This is a genomic window from Paraburkholderia sp. CI3 (genome assembly GCF_050436505.1).
Classification (GTDB): Bacteria; Pseudomonadota; Gammaproteobacteria; order Burkholderiales; family Burkholderiaceae; genus Paraburkholderia; species Paraburkholderia tuberum.
Window position 1 is genome coordinate 691,667 of record NZ_JBNDMI010000004.1, and the last position, 17,420, is coordinate 709,086.

At 64.1% G+C, this 17,420-nt stretch carries 14 protein-coding genes, 1 tRNA gene and 2 pseudogenes; 9 read left to right on the forward strand and 8 right to left on the reverse strand.

Annotation, left to right across the window (positions count from 1 at the left end; genetic code table 11):
* Positions 1-113 precede the first annotated feature (113 nt).
* Positions 114-3,593: a transcription-repair coupling factor gene (gene mfd / locus OKW29_RS24700; protein WP_429292955.1), complete on the reverse strand. Its 3,480-nt coding sequence runs from the start codon at positions 3,591-3,593 to the stop codon at positions 114-116.
* Between the two features lie 122 nt (positions 3,594-3,715).
* Between mfd and ispD the strand changes: the two genes are divergently transcribed.
* Positions 3,716-4,429, forward strand: coding sequence for a 2-C-methyl-D-erythritol 4-phosphate cytidylyltransferase (gene ispD, locus OKW29_RS24705; RefSeq protein ID WP_429292956.1), 714 nt, complete (start codon positions 3,716-3,718; stop codon positions 4,427-4,429).
* Between the two features lie 82 nt (positions 4,430-4,511).
* Entirely contained in the window at positions 4,512-4,991 is a 480-nt protein-coding gene (ispF, locus tag OKW29_RS24710) for a 2-C-methyl-D-erythritol 2,4-cyclodiphosphate synthase (RefSeq protein ID WP_018432029.1), read from the forward strand.
* Positions 4,992-5,025: 34 nt separating this feature from the next.
* On the opposite strand, the gene OKW29_RS24715 is transcribed toward ispF, so the two are convergent.
* The 3 genes from OKW29_RS24715 to ompR all read right to left on the reverse strand — a co-directional run bounded on the left by OKW29_RS24715 (position 5,026) and on the right by ompR (position 7,778).
* Complete coding sequence (locus tag OKW29_RS24715; RefSeq protein ID WP_429292957.1) at positions 5,026-5,574, reverse strand: peroxiredoxin; 549 nt, start codon at positions 5,572-5,574, stop codon at positions 5,026-5,028.
* A gap of 76 nt (positions 5,575-5,650) precedes the next feature.
* Positions 5,651-7,000, reverse strand: a complete 1,350-nt coding sequence (locus OKW29_RS24720; RefSeq protein ID WP_184033441.1) for an ATP-binding protein — start codon at positions 6,998-7,000, stop codon at positions 5,651-5,653.
* A gap of 43 nt (positions 7,001-7,043) precedes the next feature.
* Positions 7,044-7,778, reverse strand: a complete 735-nt coding sequence (gene ompR / locus OKW29_RS24725) for a two-component system response regulator OmpR (RefSeq protein ID WP_006048917.1) — start codon at positions 7,776-7,778, stop codon at positions 7,044-7,046.
* A gap of 227 nt (positions 7,779-8,005) precedes the next feature.
* Here ompR and OKW29_RS24730 point away from each other — a divergent pair, with 227 nt between their 5' ends.
* From OKW29_RS24730 to OKW29_RS24740, 3 genes and pseudogenes are all read left to right on the forward strand, one after another.
* Positions 8,006-8,332, forward strand: coding sequence for a hypothetical protein (locus OKW29_RS24730; RefSeq protein ID WP_429292958.1), 327 nt, complete (start codon positions 8,006-8,008; stop codon positions 8,330-8,332).
* Between the two features lie 142 nt (positions 8,333-8,474).
* A pseudogene (locus OKW29_RS24735) lies at positions 8,475-8,790 on the forward strand (DUF1800 family protein); the annotation flags it as partial.
* Positions 8,778-9,712: pseudogene (locus tag OKW29_RS24740) on the forward strand (DUF1501 domain-containing protein); the annotation flags it as partial. The pseudogenes OKW29_RS24735 and OKW29_RS24740, both read left to right, overlap by 13 nt.
* Positions 9,713-9,754: 42 nt before the next feature.
* On the opposite strand, the gene OKW29_RS24745 reads toward OKW29_RS24740, so the two are convergent.
* Complete coding sequence (locus OKW29_RS24745; protein WP_429292959.1) at positions 9,755-10,591, reverse strand: squalene/phytoene synthase family protein; 837 nt, start codon at positions 10,589-10,591, stop codon at positions 9,755-9,757.
* Positions 10,592-10,821: 230 nt separating this feature from the next.
* On the opposite strand from OKW29_RS24745, the gene OKW29_RS24750 reads away from it, so the two are divergent.
* Positions 10,822-10,908, forward strand: a tRNA-Leu gene (locus OKW29_RS24750).
* Between the two features lie 120 nt (positions 10,909-11,028).
* Here the strand turns inward: OKW29_RS24750 and OKW29_RS24755 are convergent.
* The 3 genes from OKW29_RS24755 to OKW29_RS24765 form a co-directional block, all read right to left on the reverse strand.
* Positions 11,029-11,325: a hypothetical protein gene (locus tag OKW29_RS24755; protein WP_429292960.1), complete on the reverse strand. Its 297-nt coding sequence runs from the start codon at positions 11,323-11,325 to the stop codon at positions 11,029-11,031.
* Between the two features lie 119 nt (positions 11,326-11,444).
* On the reverse strand, positions 11,445-11,894 hold the full coding sequence (locus OKW29_RS24760; RefSeq protein ID WP_184043817.1) for a MarR family winged helix-turn-helix transcriptional regulator: 450 nt from the start codon (positions 11,892-11,894) through the stop codon (positions 11,445-11,447).
* A gap of 63 nt (positions 11,895-11,957) precedes the next feature.
* The gene (locus OKW29_RS24765; protein ID WP_429292961.1) at positions 11,958-13,103 is read right to left on the reverse strand and encodes a glycerate kinase; all 1,146 of its coding nucleotides are present in this window, start codon (positions 13,101-13,103) and stop codon (positions 11,958-11,960) included.
* Positions 13,104-13,645: 542 nt separating this feature from the next.
* Between OKW29_RS24765 and tig the strand changes: the two genes are divergently transcribed.
* The 3 genes from tig (at position 13,646) to clpX (ending at position 17,308) form a co-directional block, all read left to right on the forward strand.
* Positions 13,646-14,992, forward strand: a complete 1,347-nt coding sequence (tig, locus tag OKW29_RS24770; RefSeq protein ID WP_184063592.1) for a trigger factor — start codon at positions 13,646-13,648, stop codon at positions 14,990-14,992.
* Between the two features lie 194 nt (positions 14,993-15,186).
* On the forward strand, positions 15,187-15,840 hold the full coding sequence (gene clpP, locus OKW29_RS24775) for an ATP-dependent Clp endopeptidase proteolytic subunit ClpP (RefSeq protein WP_013089401.1): 654 nt from the start codon (positions 15,187-15,189) through the stop codon (positions 15,838-15,840).
* Positions 15,841-16,036: 196 nt separating this feature from the next.
* Positions 16,037-17,308, forward strand: coding sequence for an ATP-dependent Clp protease ATP-binding subunit ClpX (gene clpX, locus OKW29_RS24780; protein WP_013089402.1), 1,272 nt, complete (start codon positions 16,037-16,039; stop codon positions 17,306-17,308).
* Positions 17,309-17,420 lie beyond the last annotated feature (112 nt).

Consider the following 17,420-nt stretch of genomic DNA (forward strand, 5'->3'; position numbering starts at 1 on the left):
GGATGTCCAAAAACCGGGCTCGCGTTGGCGCAGCGCAGCATCGATGCAAAAAACGGGGGACGTCCCCCCGTTTTCTGCGGTTTTCACGAGCCTGTGCGCGCAGCGTGCCGCGCTCAGCGAGCAGGCGCCGCCGCCGTGCCGCGGCTCGGCGAACCGAGCGCGCGCAAGGTCTCCTTGACGGTCGCGACGCGCACCGCGAGATCCGGGCTGCGCGTTTCGATACGCAGCTTGTCCTGACCCGCGAGCTTGATGTGCTTGTGCTTCTGCACCATCTCGATGATCCGCATCGCGTCGACGGGCGGATTGGGGATGAACTGCAGGCCGATCACCGCTTCACCGGCATCGATCTTCGAAATGCCGAGCGGCTTCGCGGCGAGCCGCAGTCGATGCGTCTCCACCAGCGCATGCGCCTGCGGCGGCAGCTTGCCGAAGCGGTCGATCAGCTCTTCCTGGATGCCGTCGATCGAATCGTTGTGTTCGCAGTTCGCGAGGCGCTTGTACAGCGACAGACGTTCCTGCACGTCGCCGCAATAGTCCGACGGCAGGATCGCCGGCGAATGCAGGTTGATCTCGGTGGTCGCGGCGAGCGGCGCGGTGAGGTCTGGCTCCTTGCCGTTCTTGAGCGCCCTCACTGCGTCATTGAGCATGTCGGTATAAAGCTGGAAGCCGATCTCGTGAATCTCGCCCGACTGCTTGTCACCGAGCACCTCGCCGGTGCCACGAATTTCGAGGTCGTGCATCGCGAGATAGAAGCCCGAGCCGAGTTCCTCCATCTGCTGGATCGCTTCGAGCCGCCGTTGCGCCTGCTTGGTGAGCCCCTGTGGATCGTGCACGAGCAGATACGAGTACGCCTGGTGATGCGAGCGGCCGACGCGGCCACGCAGCTGATGCAATTGCGCGAGGCCGAACTTGTCGGAGCGGTGGATCAGGATCGTGTTCGCGCTCGGCACGTCGATGCCGGTTTCGATGATCGTCGTGCACAGCAGCACGTTCGCGCGTTGCGCGACGAAGTCGCGCATCACCCGCTCCAGTTCCCGCTCGTGCATCTGTCCATGCGCGACCGCGATGCGCGCTTCGGGCACCAGCTCTTCGAGCATTTGCCGGCGATTCTGGATCGTCTCGACTTCGTTGTGCAGGAAGTAGACCTGGCCGCCGCGCTTCAACTCGCGCAGCATTGCTTCGCGAATCACGCTGTCTTCCTCGCGCCGCACGAAGGTCTTGATCGCGAGGCGCTTTTGCGGCGCCGTTGCGATCACCGAAAAATCGCGCAGGCCTTCGAGCGCCATGCCGAGCGTACGGGGAATGGGCGTCGCGGTCAGCGTCAGCACGTCGACTTCCGCGCGCAGCGCCTTCAGCGCCTCCTTCTGACGCACGCCGAAGCGGTGCTCCTCGTCGATGACCACGAGCCCGAGCCGTTTGAACTGCACATCGGACGACAGCAGCTTGTGCGTGCCGATCACGATGTCGACCGCGCCTTCGTTGATCTGCCGGATCGCCGCGTTCACTTCCTTGGTCGACTTGAAGCGCGACAGCTCGGCGATGCGCACGGGCCAGTCGGAGAAGCGGTCGCTGAAGGTTTGCGTGTGCTGCTCGGCGAGCAGCGTGGTCGGCGACAGCAGCGCGACCTGCTTGCCGCCCATCACCGCGATGAACGCCGCGCGCAATGCGACCTCGGTCTTGCCGAAGCCGACGTCGCCGCACACGAGCCGGTCCATCGGCTTGCCGCTCGTCATGTCGCCGATCACGGCCGCGATCGCGGCGGCCTGGTCCGGCGTTTCCTCGAAACCGAAGCTCTCGGCGAACTTCACGTAGTCCTTCGGTTCGAGCGTGAACGCGTGGCCCTCGCGGGCGGCACGGCGGGCGTACAGGTTGAGCAGCTCGGCGGCGGTGTCGCGGATCTGCTGCGCGGCCTTGCGCTTGGCCTTTTCCCACTGGCCCGAGCCGAGCGAATGCAGCGGCGCGCTGTCCGGATCGGCGCCGCTATAGCGCGAGATCACGTGCAATTGCGCGACCGGCACGTAGAGCTTGCTGTCGCCCGCGTATTCGAGGTGCAGGAACTCGGTTTCGCCTTCGCCGAGATCCATCGTCACGAGACCCATGTAGCGGCCGATACCGTGCTGCGAATGCACGACCGGGTCGCCGAGCTTCAGTTCGGACAGATCGCGCACCATCGAATCGACGTTGCTCGCCTGTTCCTGGCGGCGGCGTCCCGAGCGGCGCGCGAGCGGCCCGTACAGCTCGGTTTCGGTGATGATCGCGATGCCGTCGCCCGGCAGCGCGAAGCCGTTCGCGAGCGGCGCGACGCCGAGCGAGAAACGCGCGTCGCTCTTGAGCCAGTCGGCGAAGCTGTCGGCCGAGGCGGGCTTCAACTGGTTGTCGGCGAGCAGTTGCAGCAGCGTCTCGCGGCGGCCCGCCGATTCGGCGGCGAACAGCACCCGGTTCGGCGTCGTGCTCAGATACGCGCGCAGCGCCGAGACGGGATCGTCGGCGTGACGATCGATCGCGAGGTTCGGCAGCGCGATCGACCAGGCGCCGTCGCCGTTGGTGGGCAGCACGAGCCGTGCGAACGGTTTCGCGAACGTGAAGAAATCCTCGTCCGACAGGAACAGCTTCTGCGGTTCGAGAATCGGCCGGTCGCGGTCGTGCGACAGGAAATTGAAGCGCTGCTTCGTGTCGTTGGTGAAGCGCCGGATCGCCGCGTCCAGATCGCCGACGAACCCGAGTTGCGAACCGTCGGGCAGGTAATGGAAGAGGGTGGCCGTCTCCTCGAAGAACAGCGGCAGATAGTATTCGATACCCGCCGACGGCACGCCGTTGCCGATGTCTTTATAGATCGACGCGCGGCTCGGATCGCCCTCGAAAGTCTCGCGCCAGCGGCTGCGGAATGCGGTGCGCGCGGCCTCGTCGAACGGGAATTCGCGGCCCGGCAGCAGGCGCACGTCCTTGACCGGATAGAGGCTGCGCTGCGTGTCGGGGTCGAACGCGCGGATCGAGTCGACCTGGTCGTCGAACAGGTCGATCCGGTAGGGCAGCGGCGAGCCCATCGGGAACAGATCGAGCAGCGAGCCGCGCACGCAATATTCGCCGGGACGCACCACCTGGCTCACGTGCTCGTAGCCGGCGAGCGTCAGCTGCGCCTTCAGCTTCGCTTCGTCGAGCCGCTCGCCTTGCGAGAACGAGAACGTGTAGGCGGCCAGAAACGACGCAGGCGGCATTCGGTACAAGGCCGTCGTGGCCGGCACGAGCAGGATGTCGCAGCGGCCTTCGCCGAGGTCGTGCAGCGTCGCGAGACGCTCTGAGACGAGGTCCTGGTGCGGCGAAAACGTGTCGTAAGGCAGCGTCTCCCAGTCGGGCAGGAGGCGCACGCGCGCGTCCGGCGCGAAGAAGCCGATTTCCTGCGACAGCCGCTGCGCGTCGACCGCGCTTTCGCAGACCACCGCAAGCAGCGGCATCTTCTCGCGATACGCGAGATGGTAGCGGGCGATCAGCAGCGCGTCGGACGAACCGCGCGTGCCGTCGAAGGCGAAACGCTGGCCGGCCTTGACGAGCGCGACGGGCGGGGAGGACTGCGAGGATGCGGCGATGTCTGGCATAAAGGAGAAAAAGGGGCGGCTCGGGGCTCACGCGACGGCCAAGTTTACGCGTGTACGGGCGTGGATGCGAAGGACCTATTATAAAATCCGTCCTTTACTTTGACCTGGCGGCATCCGCACTCGTGACTTCCCGTCTCTTTGCCCTGATCCCGTGCGCAGGCACCGGCAGCCGTTCCGGCGCCGCGATGCCCAAGCAATACCGCACTGTCGCCGGCCGCGACATGCTGCATTACTCGCTCGCCGCGTTCGACGCGTGCAGCGAATTCACGCAGACGCTCGTCGTCATCGCGCCCGACGACCAGCACTTCGACGCCCGCCGCTTCGGCAATCTGCGCTTCGCGGTGCGTCGCGTGGGCGGCGCGTCGCGCCAGGCGTCGGTGCTCAACGGTCTGCACGCGCTCGCCGAGTTCGGCGCCCACGACGCCGACTGGGTGCTCGTGCACGACGCGGCCCGGCCGGGCATCACGCCGGCGCTGATCCGCACGCTGATCGGTTCGCTCAAGGACGATGCGGTCGGCGGCATCATGGCGTTGCCGGTCGCCGATACCTTGAAGCGTATCGACCGCGCGTCGGCCGATGGCCGCATCGCCCATACCGAAGCGCGTGACGGCTTGTGGCAGGCGCAGACGCCGCAGATGTTCCGCATCGGCATGCTGCGCGAGGCGATCCTGCGCGCGCAGGCCGACGGCCACGAACTGACCGACGAGGCGAGCGCGATCGAATGGTCGGGCCACGCGCCGAAGCTCGTGCAAGGCAGCCTGCGTAACTTCAAGGTCACGTATCCGGAAGATTTCGATCTGGCCGAGGCGATTCTGAGCCGCCCCGCCGGTTCGTGAGACCGCGCCTGGGCACATTGGAAAGATTTAGAAAGGCTTTAAAGAAGCTTTAAAAGCTTCAGCACTTGAGGACGTGACGCACATGGATTTCAGAATTGGGCAAGGCTACGACGTGCATGCGCTGGTGCCGGGACGCGCGTTGATCATCGGCGGCGTGACGATTCCGTACGAGCGCGGGCTGCTCGGTCACTCGGACGCGGATGTGCTGCTGCACGCGATCACCGACGCGCTGTTCGGCGCGGCCGCGTTGGGCGATATCGGCCGCCACTTCTCCGATACCGACGCGAAGTTCGCCGGCGCCGACAGCCGCGTGCTGCTGCGCGAATGCGTGGCGCGCGTGAAGGCGGCCGGCTTTGCGATCGGCAACGTCGACAGCAGCGTGATCGCGCAGGCGCCGAAGCTCGCACCGCATATCGAAGGGATGCGCGCCAATATCGCGGCGGACCTCGGTCTGCCGATCGAGCGCGTGAACGTCAAGGCAAAGACGAACGAGAAGCTCGGTTATCTCGGCCGCGGCGAGGGCATCGAGGCGCAGGCCGCGGTGTTGTTGGTCAGGAGCTGAACGGGATTTTTGTTTGGGTGACGGGCGGTGCCGCTTACAGCGTCGCGCCGCCAATCGTCCGATTGCTCGGACACAGCTCGTCCGTTTGCAGGCCGTCGAGGATGCGCAGCACTTCTTCGGGATTACGGCCCACGTACAGATTGTTGACCGACACGTGCTGGATCGTGTTGTCCGGATCGACGATAAAGGTCGCGCGCAGCGCGACGCCCGCTTCCTTGTCGCGCACGCCGAGCTGGTCGATCAGCTCGCCTTTCACGTCGCCGAACGAGTAGTGGTTGAGCCTGTCGAGCTCCTTGTACTCGCGGCGCCATGCGAGCTTCACGTATTCATTGTCGACGCTGCCGCCGAGCAGCACGGCCTCGCGGTCCTCGAACTCCTTGACGAGCTTGCTGAATTCGACGATTTCCGTCGGGCAGACCAACGAAAAATCCTTCGGATAGAAGTAAATGATTTTCCATTTGCCTCGAAACGACTGCTCGGTGATGTATTCGAACGCCGAGACGCCGTGTTCTTCGTGATGGTTGAAGCCCGGCTTGGCAGCAATGACGGTGAACGCTTCGAGTTTATCGCCAACGGTTTTCATGCAAAGGCTCCTTCGGAAGTCGCAACAAGCGGCGTGTTTCGAATGGCGACGGCGCGCGGTGCCGCGCGTCGTCGGCTCACGCGCTTCTCGCGAGCGGAAACTCGATCGTCACTTCAAGCCCGGGTCCGGGCGAGCGGTTGCGCAGCCGCAGCGCGCCGCGATAACGGGCGACGAGCCGCTGCACGATCGCCATGCCGAGGCCCGTGCCGTTGGCCTGGGTGCGCGCCGAATTCACGCGATAGAACGGCCGCGTGACGAGCGCGAGCTGGTCTTCGGGAATGCCGGGGCCTTCGTCGACCACCGAGAGTTCGACGCGCGAGTGCGACACGCGCGTTTCGAGAATTACGTGCGGCACACCGTCGCCGTCGCTGAGGCCATATTTGCGCGCGTTCTCGAGCAGATTGCCGACCACGCGACGCATGTCGGTTTCATCGGCCTCGATCACCGCCGACGGAGCGAGCCGCGTGATCAGCCGCATGCTGTCCTCGCTTTGCATGCGTGCGGCGAGTTCGCTCGCGATCACCGAGAGGTCCACCGGTTCCGGCACACGCTGAACGGGACGCGCGTAGTCGAGGAAGCGGCCGATGATCATGTCCATTTGCTCGATGTCGTCGACCATCGCGTCCTTGGTGGCCTGATCGGACGGGCTCATTTCGGTCTCGAGCCGCAGCCGCGCGAGCGGCGTGCGCAGATCGTGCGAGATGCCCGCGAGCATCAGCGCGCGGTCCGCCTCGAGCTGTTCGAGGTCGCGCACCATCTGGTTGAAGCTTCGATTGGTTTCGGCGGCCACACCCATGCCGCGCTCGGGCAGCGGCTCGGGCGATTGCCCCGAGCCGACCCGGCGCGCGGCCATCGCCAGACGCGCGAACGGCCGGTTCACCAGACTCGTGATGAATGCCGCGCCGAACAGCGACAGCGCGAGCGCGAACACGCCCCAGCCGGCCCATTGCAGGCCGGTGGCGTTGTCGAGCTGATCGCGGTCGAGCGCGACCCAGTAATCGTCGTCGTCGATCTTGAAGCTGATCCATACGCCGTTGATATCGTTGACGCTCTGCGCGATTATGGTGTCGTCGCCGAGACGGCCGCGGATGTCGTGCTCGATCAGGCGATTCAACGATTCGTCGGGCTGGAGTTTGTATTTGTCGGTGGCTTCGCGCGGGTACACGCGCACCCCTTCGTTGCTCTCCAGATCCTGCAGCAGCGCGCGCCGCAGGTCGGGATCGGAATAGAGGAGTGCGGTGCGCGTGAGCTTGACGATCGCGACGAGTTGCAGAGCCACGCGCTGCGCGCGCGGCTCCCGTTCGATCACGCGAAAGCTCTGGAACCACGCGGCGAGACTGACTGCGATCAACAGCGCGATCAGCAGAAAGGTCCGCCAGAAAAGGCCGCCGAACGCGAGCGTCAGGAGGCGCCGGTCGATCCGCATGGGCCCTTCTTATGTGACACAGAAACGAAAACGGAGCACAAACTCAGGCTGCACCGTCGGGGATGAAGACGTAGCCGAGGCCCCACACGGTCTGAATGAAGCGCGGGCTGCCCGGATCCGGCTCGATCAGCTTGCGCAGACGCGAGATCTGCACGTCGAGGCTGCGGTCGAAGACCTCGTATTCGCGCCCGCGTGCGAGTTCCATCAGCTTTTCGCGCGACAGCGGCTGACGCGGATGACGCGCGAATACCTTCAGCACCGAGAATTCACCGGTGGTGAGCGGAATTTCCTGGCCGGCCTTGGTCAGCGTGCGGGTGGCGAGATTCAGCGCGAACTCGCCGAACTCGAAGACCTCGGTGGTCTCGGACGGCGCACCCGGCAACTCGGACGGCGACTGGCGACGCAGCACCGCGTGAATGCGCGCGACCAGTTCGCGCGGATTGAACGGCTTGGGCAGATAGTCGTCGGCACCCATCTCGAGGCCGACGATGCGATCGACATCCTCACCCTTGGCCGTCAGCATGATGATCGGCGTGCGGTCGTTGCTGCCGCGCAGTCGCCGGCAGATCGACAGGCCGTCCTCACCGGGCAGCATCAGATCGAGCACCAGCAGATCGAAGCGCTCGCGCACCCAGAGCTTGTTCATTGACGGCGCATTTTCGGCGACGTAGACGTTGAAGCCTTGTTCGCCGAGGTAGCGGCGCAGAAGATCGCGCAGGCGTGGATCGTCGTCGACGACGAGGATTTTCGAAGGGTTTTTGGTTTCCATGGTCGGCATCTTAGCGCGATTAGAAAGTGGTGCGCGGTTACACCATTTCTGGGGTTACAGTCGGTTACAAAATTTACCCGCGGTGTGGCGCGACGTAAAGTATGCGCGTTTAGACTGCTTTACTGAATGCGGCTGTTCGGTGGATACTTCACTCGACAAAACTCTCGCACCCGGCTGTTACCGGGGTTTGTATACGCATCTGAGGTAGCCGGTTGCCGCGCCACGAAGGGAACAACATGAAGGGAGGGGTTTGGCCAAACGTGCGCCTGAGCGTGATTGCGCTGGCGGTTGCCGGTACGCTGGCAGGCACACTGGGCCCGACGCTCGCTCATGCGCAGCCGTCCGCGGATAGAGCGGCGAGCGAGCATGCGCCCCGCTCGGGCAATGGCAGAACCAGCCGCCACAACCCGAGCATCGATCGCCCTGCCTCTGACGCGATGCTGCGCACCGCGGTTCCCCCCGATCTCGATCAACATCGCCGCGACGGGCATATGACGCCCGAGGAGCGTCGGCTGTTGCGTCAGCACATCGAAGACGCCGTGCGCGAGTTGTACAAGCGTTAATCCCAGCGCGCGCATTGCCGCGTGAAAAATCCCGTTGCACTCACGAGCGCGCGCCGCGAAGCGATATCGCGACCTCCCGACTGTATTCGAGCCGATCCCAACGCGCGCCGAGCGCAACGCATGGACGCCGGATCAGCGTCACATCTCCGACACGCCGGACCCGGCACGCGTCGAGCCGATCGCCATGCAGTTTCGCGCGAGCGGTTATGACATCGAGGTGACGCTACGCGCGCTCTTTTCTCAGCGATGCGTTCTGGAGCGATGGCAATCGCGGGGTGCTGGTGAAGTCGCCGGTCGAGTTCGTGATCGGCGCGCTGCGCGCATTCGCTGTCGGCTACGACGACACGGCGCCGTTCGCCGCGCAGATACGCGCGCTCGGCGAGAACCTGTTCTATCCGCCGAACGTCAAAGGATGGCCGGGCGGCGCGTCCTGGATCAACAGTTCGACGCTGAAGGCGGCAGCGACGGTTTGAACACCGTGATCCCGTTTGCCGATCCTGCGTACCTCGTGCTGCGCAAAAACATCGGCATCAAACGCGAACAGATGATCCAGCTCGACGAGCGCACCGCGCTGCATCCCGCGTTGGAGCCGCCGATGCCGCTCTGGCGCAGCCGGCAGCTCGCGATCGTGCAGGGCGTCAGCTATGCGCAGCCGAACCTGTCGCATTTCCGTTCGATCGACATCTGGGACACCGCGTCACGCTCCGACCAATATCTGCGCGACGGCTGGCTCACGCGCGGGTTCGCGATGAGGCCGGTGCCCATCGGTTTCGCGGCCGACGGCGTCGTGATCGACAGCGCCGAAATGGGGCCGCTCGCAAACGGCGCGCGCGCGATCGCGCTGGTCAATCCCGCGCAGTTCGTCAGGGCCTCTCGATTCGCGACGCCAGTGTCCTTGCACGAGCGCAATCCCGCGCTCGCGCCTATTCTCGACGTCGAAAACGACATCGTGAAACCGGCCGGTCGTCTGCGTGCGACGCAAGGGCAGCCTCAGTTGAAGACCGCGTTTCCGGGCGGCGCGTTCGGCAGTTCGATCAAAACGGCAATGCAGGTGCTGGCCGCTTGGGACACGCTGAATAGGGCCGGTGGAACGATACGCTCGTGATGACATACGCGGAATTCGGGCGCCGTCCGCGCGAGAACCAGAGCAACGGCACCGATCACGGCACGGTGGCGCCGCACTTCGTGACGGGCGGTCGCGTGCAGGGAGGTTTGTTTGGCGTGCCGCCGATGCTTGCGCGGCTCGAGGGGAATGGCAACCTGCCGGTCGGCGTGGATTTTCGCCAGCTTTATGCGACGGTGCTCGGGCCCTGGTGGGGGTTGGACGCGCCTGCGACTCTGCAGCAGCGGTTCGAGCCGCTGCCGTTGCTGCGGGCGTGAGCGCTGGGCGCTGGGCGCGAATCGACGCGCCCGGCTGTCAGGCTACTTCGCGCGCCACGCGATCCATAGCTTGCGGATCGGCGTCAACGCGATGCGTTGATGCAGCACGTGATAACCGTCGCGCTCGATTTCATCGAGCAACGCCAACGCGAGCGCTGCGAGCGCGAGCAGCGTGCGCTGCGCGCGCCGCGCGCTGGCGGGCACCGCGGCGAGCGCGGTCTGCACCGCGTCGCGCGCGCGATTCGTTTCGAACCGCATCAGCTCGGTGAAAGCGTCGGTGTATTTGCGGTTGATCAGATCGGCGGCGGTGACGTTGTAGCGTTGCATCTCGTCGATCGGAACGTAGATGCGGCCATGCCGGGCATCGTTGCCGGTTTCGGCGACGAACTGCGCGAGCATCAGCGCCTCGCCGAGCGGAGCGGCCCACGCCGACCCATGCGCGGCATTGTCGGCCGATCCGGTTGCAGCCGCGCGCGACACCAGCGACGCAAAATTGCCACCGACACCATGCACATAGCGCCGCAGGTTCGGATAGTCGAGATAGCGTGCCTGGTCGAGATCCATCTCGAAGCCCGCGAGCAGTTCCTGCAGAGCCGGATATTCGGCCTGCGCGTCGGGCAGATAGGCCGCGAGTGCCTTGGACACCGGATGCGACGGCGAGCCGGCGGCCAGCGCGGCGATTTCTTTCTGCCACCACGCGAGCTTCGTGCGGCCGACCGCCGGATCGCTCGTCTCCTTGACCGTTTCCTCGAACTCGCGACGCAATGCGAAGAGCGCCGTCAACAGCGGCTGACTGGCGGCGCGCGCCTGGCGAAGCGCATAGTAGGTGCTCGATCCTGGGGGCGCCGCTTTCTGCTGGCAATAGTCGTCGAAATTCACGGGATGAGAGTGTGGGGAAGGACTGGCGAGAAGGGCGCCGACGTCCGTCGCGGCGCCCGTCTCGACGAGCCGAAAATTGTAGCATCGGCGTCGCGCGCGCAGATACCGCCGGGTGCAGACAAGCGCGAATCAATCGGTTAGAATCTCGCGCTTACGCTTTCGGGCACGTGTTCAGCGCGCTTGGAAGTGCACAGGACAATCGGGCGCGACGCATTGCGGCGTACCCGGCTGCGAGGGTGGCGAAATTGGTAGACGCACCAGGTTTAGGTCCTGACGCCCGCAAGGGTGTAGGGGTTCGAGTCCCCTCCCTCGCACCACTTATTGGTAGTCGAGAAAAACCCCGTCAAGTTTTTGGACCGACGGGGTTTTTTCTTTTTTGCGCGGTCTTCTGAAAGGCCTCAGTGTTGCTCCGCTGCCTTTCATCGCGACCGCGCGACTCAGGCACCCGGCGTTCCCGGCGTTCCCGGCGCTTCCTGCGAGCCCGGCAATTCCGCTTGCGCGGCGCCTTCGAGGAAACGGCGCGTCGACTCGAACGCCTGCAGCATCTGGTCCGGCCACGGCGTTTGCAGCATCACCGCCTGATGATTTTCAAATGCCGACGACAGCAGTTTCGCCAGTTCCGGCGAACGAAGATGACGCAGCACGACGCTGACCGCGATCGCGGTCGCCTGGCTCGCGCCGGCGGTCTGGAGTTCCGACGCGGTGAGTGCCGCGACCTGTTTGTTGATGTCCACTGAAACGTCCCTGGATGAAAAAGAGGGTGAAGGCGCGTTGACCGAGGCTCAATTTTGACACGCGCCGCCAAATGCCGTGAAACGGCGCTTTTCAAACACGGCCGGTTCGCCGCGCGCTATCACTCCCGCGCGTTCATGGCACGGATCACCTTGTCGAGCGCCGCGCCGAACGCGGCCCTTTCCTCCTCGTCGAGGCAGTCGAACATATCGCCGTTCCACTTGCGCGCGATCGGCATCACTTTGCGATACAGCGCGCGGCCTTCCTGCGTCAGCGAGACCAGCACGACGCGGCCGTCCGCGGCGCTCGCTTCGCGCTGCACGAGTCCCTGCCGGATCAGCGCTTCGGCCGCGCGACTCGCCTGGCTTTTGTCGAGATTGGCATGGCGTGCCAACTCCATGATCGAGAACGGTCCGAACGATCCCACCGTCGCAATCACCCGCGCTTCGGGCAGCGTCACGTCGAGCTTCGCCGCGTAGCGCGCGCTGATGCCGCGCTCGGCCAGTTTGTTCAGTACATGCAGACGATACGTGAGGAACTGCTCGAGCCCGGCTTTGGCGGAGTCCTTCATGGTCACCCCGTGATGAGTGGAACGGTCGTGGCGCTGTGATTGTTGCGGCAACCGTTTCGCGGGTCAACGCACGCCGTATTTCAGGCGCGTCAGCTGCTCGGCTTCGTTGGCGAGCAGGCGCGCCGCGTCGCGAATCGCGACGTCGAGCGTGATCGGCCCCGGCGCCGGAGAAAAGCAGCCGCCGAAGTATTCTGCAAGACGCGGCAGCGCGGCGGGGTCGATCGCGCCGGACAGCAGCGTGGCGGGCACGCCCGCGGCACGCGCATGCGCGCAGGCGATGAACGGCGCCTTGCCGTGCAGCGTCTGTACGTCGGAACGGCCTTCACCGGTGATCAGCCAGTTGGCGCCCGTGAGCGCGGCGTCGAGGCCGATTTGCCGCGCGACGGTTTCCGCGCCCGGCTCGAACTGCGCGCCGAGCATGTGCAATGCGAAGCCGAGGCCGCCCGCCGCGCCCGCGCCCGGCAGGTCACGCGCCGTGCGGCCGAGCGCGGCTTCGAGCAGATCGGCGAAGCGCGCGAGCGCCGCGTCGATCGGCGCGACCTGTTCTGGCTTCACGCCTTTTTGCGGACCGAAGATCGCGGTCGCGCCGTGCGCGCCGGTCAACGGATTGTCGACGTCCGACATGCCGACGAACTGCGTGTCGGCAAGCCGCGCGTCGAGCAGCGACGCATCGACCCGCGCCACGCGCGCAAGCTGCTCGGGTGTGCCTTCGAGTACGTTGCCTTGCGCGTCGAACAGTTGCAAGCCGAGGCCGGTCAGCAGGCCGGCGCCGCCGTCGTTCGTGCTGCTGCCGCCGAGCGCGACGAAAAAGCGCCGCACGCCGGCATCAAGCAGCGCGCGAATCGCTTCGCCCATGCCGCGCGTGCTGCGCGCCTCGACCGGCACGCCCATGCCGACGAGGTCCGTAATGCCGACGATTTCCGCCGTTTCGATGATGGCGCCGCCGTCCGTGAGCAGGCCCGTCAGCGCTGCGCGCGTCGGACCGGCCGCGCCGCGCACGCTAAGCGTGCGGCGCTCGCCGCCGCTCGTGAGCATTGCGTCGAGCGTGCCTTCGCCGCCGTCGGCCATCGGACAGATGCGCACGCTCGCGTCGGGGCGTGCGCGCTGGACGCCGGATGCGATCGCCTGCGCGACCTGTTCCGCGCTGAGCGAGCCTTTGAATGAATCGGGAGCGATGACGACGACAGGCGAGGACGACGAATTCGGCATGGTGTCTCTGAGAGGTTTGAGTCGTTGTAAGCGGTTGCTGGAGCGGATGAAGCGACCGGCTGCTGGTGACCGGCGGTGGCGGCCCGACCGAGTGCGTTAGCTTATCAGCATGGGGGCGTCGGCTGAATATGTCGAAAGGCATAGGCGGGATCGCCGCCACGACGCGTCGGCCGCGAGCGGGTGCGAGCGTCCACGCGAACGTTCTGTTGCATGACGAAAGAGCGCCGAGGAACGCACGACGCTAACCGGATAGCGATGCCAGCGGCAAATCGCGCTCACTGTGTCAAAACTAATCGAAAATGGCCCTCAAAACGCCCGGAATGCAGGGAAAACTCGATGCAATCATCGAATCCCGGCTAGGCGCGCAAATAGTTTGCTAAAATATTGGGCTCTTTGGACTCAACCGTGCTGCCGACGGCCTGCAAGCCCGCGGCGCAGGTGCGTGATCGATGCAATCGGCGCAAATCGATGCGAAGCGACATCGACGGGCAGCACGGAGAAGATAACTGATTCGCTCGAATAATTTTAGGACGATTGAAGCCATGGCTAACGTTGTTGAAAACCTCGGCAAGCTCGAACGCCGCGTGACGATTTCCCTGCCGAAGGATGCCGTGCAGAAGGAAGTGGATTCGCGTATCCGTCAACTCGCGAAGAACGTGCGCATGCCGGGTTTCCGCCCGGGCAAGGTGCCGCTCAAGATGGTGACGCAACAGTATTCGGGCCAGGTGGAAGCCGAAGTGCTGAGCGACAAGGTCGGCAAGGAATTTTTCGACATCAGCCGCACCGAAAACCTGCGTGTCGCGGGTCAGCCGAGCTTCGCGCCGAAGACCGACGCTGGTGAAGGCAGCTACGCGTTCGACGCGACCTTCGAGGTGTATCCGGAAGTGAAGCTGGGCGACGTCGCCACGGCTGAAATCGAGCGCACCATGACCAGCATCAGCGAAGCGGAAATCGACCGCACGCTGGACATCCTGCGCAAACAGCGCGTGCACTTCCACGCTCGCGGCGAGGCAGGCGAGCACGGCGACGGCGGCGCGGACACGGCCGCCAAAGACGGCGACCGCGTGACGGTCGACTTCGTCGGCAAGATCGACGGTGAAGCATTCCAGGGCGGTAGCGCCGAAGACTTCGGCTTCATCCTCGGCGAAGGCCGCATGCTGCCGGAATTCGAAAAAGCGGCGCTCGGCTTGAAGGTCGGCGAAGCGAAGGAATTTGACCTGAAGTTCCCGGACGACTACCACGGCAAGGAAGTGGCGGGCAAGACGGCGCAATTCACGATCACGATGAAGAAGATCGAATGGCCGCATTTGCCGGAAGTCGACGGCGAATTCGCGAAATCGCTCGGCATCGAAGACGGCGATCTGACCAAGATGCGCGCTGAAATCAAGGACAACCTCGAGCGCGAAGCGAAGCGGCGCACGCAAGCCATCGTCAAGAACCAGGTGATGGACGCACTGCTGAAAATCTCGGAGCTCGACGTCCCGAACGCGCTGATCGAGCAGGATCAGGAGCGCCTCGTCGCGATGGCTCGCCAGGATCTGGAACAGCGCGGCGTGCCGAACGCGAAGGACGCGCCGATCCCGGCCGCGATGTTCAAGGAGCAGGCCGAGCGCCGCGTCAAGCTGGGTCTCGTGCTGGCCGAACTGGTGAAGGCGAACGAACTGCAGGCGAAGCCCGAGCAGATCCGTGCCGAAGTCGATGAATTCGCGAAAAGCTATGAAGACCCGAAGGAAGTCGTCCGCTGGTATTATTCCAACCAGCAACGTCTTGCTGAAATGGAAGCGTATGTCGTTGAAGCCAACGTCGTCGACTTCGTCCTCAGCAAGGCCAAGGTGACGGACAAGGAAGTGAGCTTCGAGGAACTGGCAAGCGCAACGGCGCAAGCGTAAGCGTCGCTGCAACGGCGTGCCGGCTGTCGGAGCGACCGACGGCCCGCACGCCGTTTTTTTGTGCCATGAATCTGTGTGACGTACCGGATCCGGTCGTGCGGCGCACACGAAGACGGCACTTGAATACGGGCTCGTCGCACCAACCTGTGTCCAGCAGCTAATATTCAGAATATTTCCAGACAAGGATCCATTGCATGACCTTTCGCGCCCAAATGCTGGACACGTTGACCTCCCAGTCGTCCCGGGATCTCGAAGCGCAGGCACTCGGTCTGGTGCCGATCGTCGTGGAAACGAGCGGCCGGGGCGAGCGCTCGTATGATATTTATTCGCGTCTGCTGAAGGAACGCATCGTGTTCCTCGTGGGCGAAGTGAACGACCAGACGGCCAATCTGGTGGTTGCGCAGATGCTGTTTCTCGAAAGCGAGAATCCGGACAAGGACATCTACTTCTACATCAACAGTCCGGGCGGCTCCGTGTCTGCCGGTATGGCGATCTACGATACGATGCAGTTCATCAAGCCGGACGTCTCGACGCTGTGCATGGGGCTTGCGGCGAGCATGGGCGCGTTCCTGCTCGCGGCCGGTGCTAAGGGCAAGCGTTTCGCGCTGCCGAATTCGCGCGTGATGATTCATCAGCCGCTCGGCGGCGCGCGCGGCCAGGCATCGGACATTGAAATCCAGGCGCGTGAAATCCTGTACCTGAAGGATCGGCTGAATCATCTGCTCGCGCACCACACCGGTCAGCCGGTCGAACGTATCGCGCGTGACACCGACCGTGACAATTTCATGTCCGGCGATGACGCGCAGGCGTACGGCCTCGTCGACCAGGTGGCGCACAAGCGTCCCTGATCTGGTACGGTTTTGCCATGCTGTTTTGCCCACTGTTGCGGCAAAACCGTCATCGGGTCGGTTGTGAATGTTCAACTTCCGTCCGGGCGTCTGCGGCAAGCGCCGTTATCGTGCTCACTAGCCCTGCCGCGCCCAAACTGCGTGGCGGGGGCAAACGGCGTATTATCTAATCCGGTGTCCGGAGGCTCACACATCTATGGCGGACAAGAAAGGTTCTAACAGCGAAAAGCTGTTGTATTGCTCGTTTTGCGGCAAGAGCCAGCATGAGGTCAAGAAACTGATTGCTGGCCCGTCGGTATTCATCTGCGACGAATGTATCGATCTGTGCAACGAAATCATTCGTGACGAGGCTGCAGGCGCGGGCATCGAGGCCGGCTTGTCCAAGTCCGATCTGCCGACCCCGCAGGAAATCCGCGAAATTCTCGACCAGTACGTGATCGGTCAGGAGCGCGCGAAAAAGATCCTCGCGGTCGCGGTCTACAACCACTACAAGCGCCTCAAGCATCTCGACAAGAAGGATGAAATCGAGCTGTCCAAGAGCAACATCCTGCTGATCGGCCCGACCGGCTCCGGCAAGACGCTGCTTGCGCAGACGCTCGCGCGCCTTCTGAACGTGCCATTCGTGATCGCCGACGCGACCACGCTGACGGAAGCCGGCTATGTCGGCGAAGACGTCGAGAACATCATTCAGAAGCTGCTGCAGAATTGTAATTACGAGGTGGACAAGGCTCAGCGCGGCATCGTCTACATCGACGAAATCGACAAGATCAGTCGCAAGTCCGACAACCCGTCCATCACGCGCGACGTGTCGGGCGAGGGTGTGCAGCAGGCTCTGCTGAAGCTGGTCGAAGGCACGATGGCGTCGGTGCCGCCGCAAGGTGGCCGTAAGCATCCGAACCAGGACTTCATCCAGGTCGATACGACGAACATCCTGTTCATCTGCGGCGGTGCGTTCGACGGCCTCGAGAAGGTCATCGTCGATCGCACCGAGAAGACCGGCATCGGTTTCGGCGCGAGCGTGAAGAGCAAGCAGGACCGCGACGCCGGCGAAGTGCTGCGCGAAGTGGAGCCGGAAGATCTGATCAAATTCGGCCTGATTCCGGAGCTGATCGGCCGTCTGCCGGTGGTCGCCACGCTCGGCAAGCTCGACGAAGCGGCGCTGATGAAGATTCTCGTCGAACCGAAGAATGCGCTGGTCAAGCAGTATCACAAGCTGTTCAGCATGGAGCGCGTCGAGCTCGAAATCCGTCCGGCCGCGTTGCAGGCCGTCGCGCGCAAGGCGATCCGCCGCAAGACGGGCGCGCGGGGCCTGCGTTCGATTCTGGAACAGGCGTTGCTTGATGTCATGTACGACCTTCCGCAAATGAAAGGTGTCAGCAAGGTCATCATCGACGACAACGTTATCGACGGCGACGGCAAACCGCTGCTGATCTACGAAGACGCGCCGAAGGTCGCGGGTTCGAACTGATCGGCTTTCGAGTTCTGCAAAAAGGCCGTTCATGGCGACGTGAACGGCTTTTTCGTTTATCGTGTGGTCAGGCTGGTTGTTCTCAACTATGGAGTCACTGAACCTTCGGAGT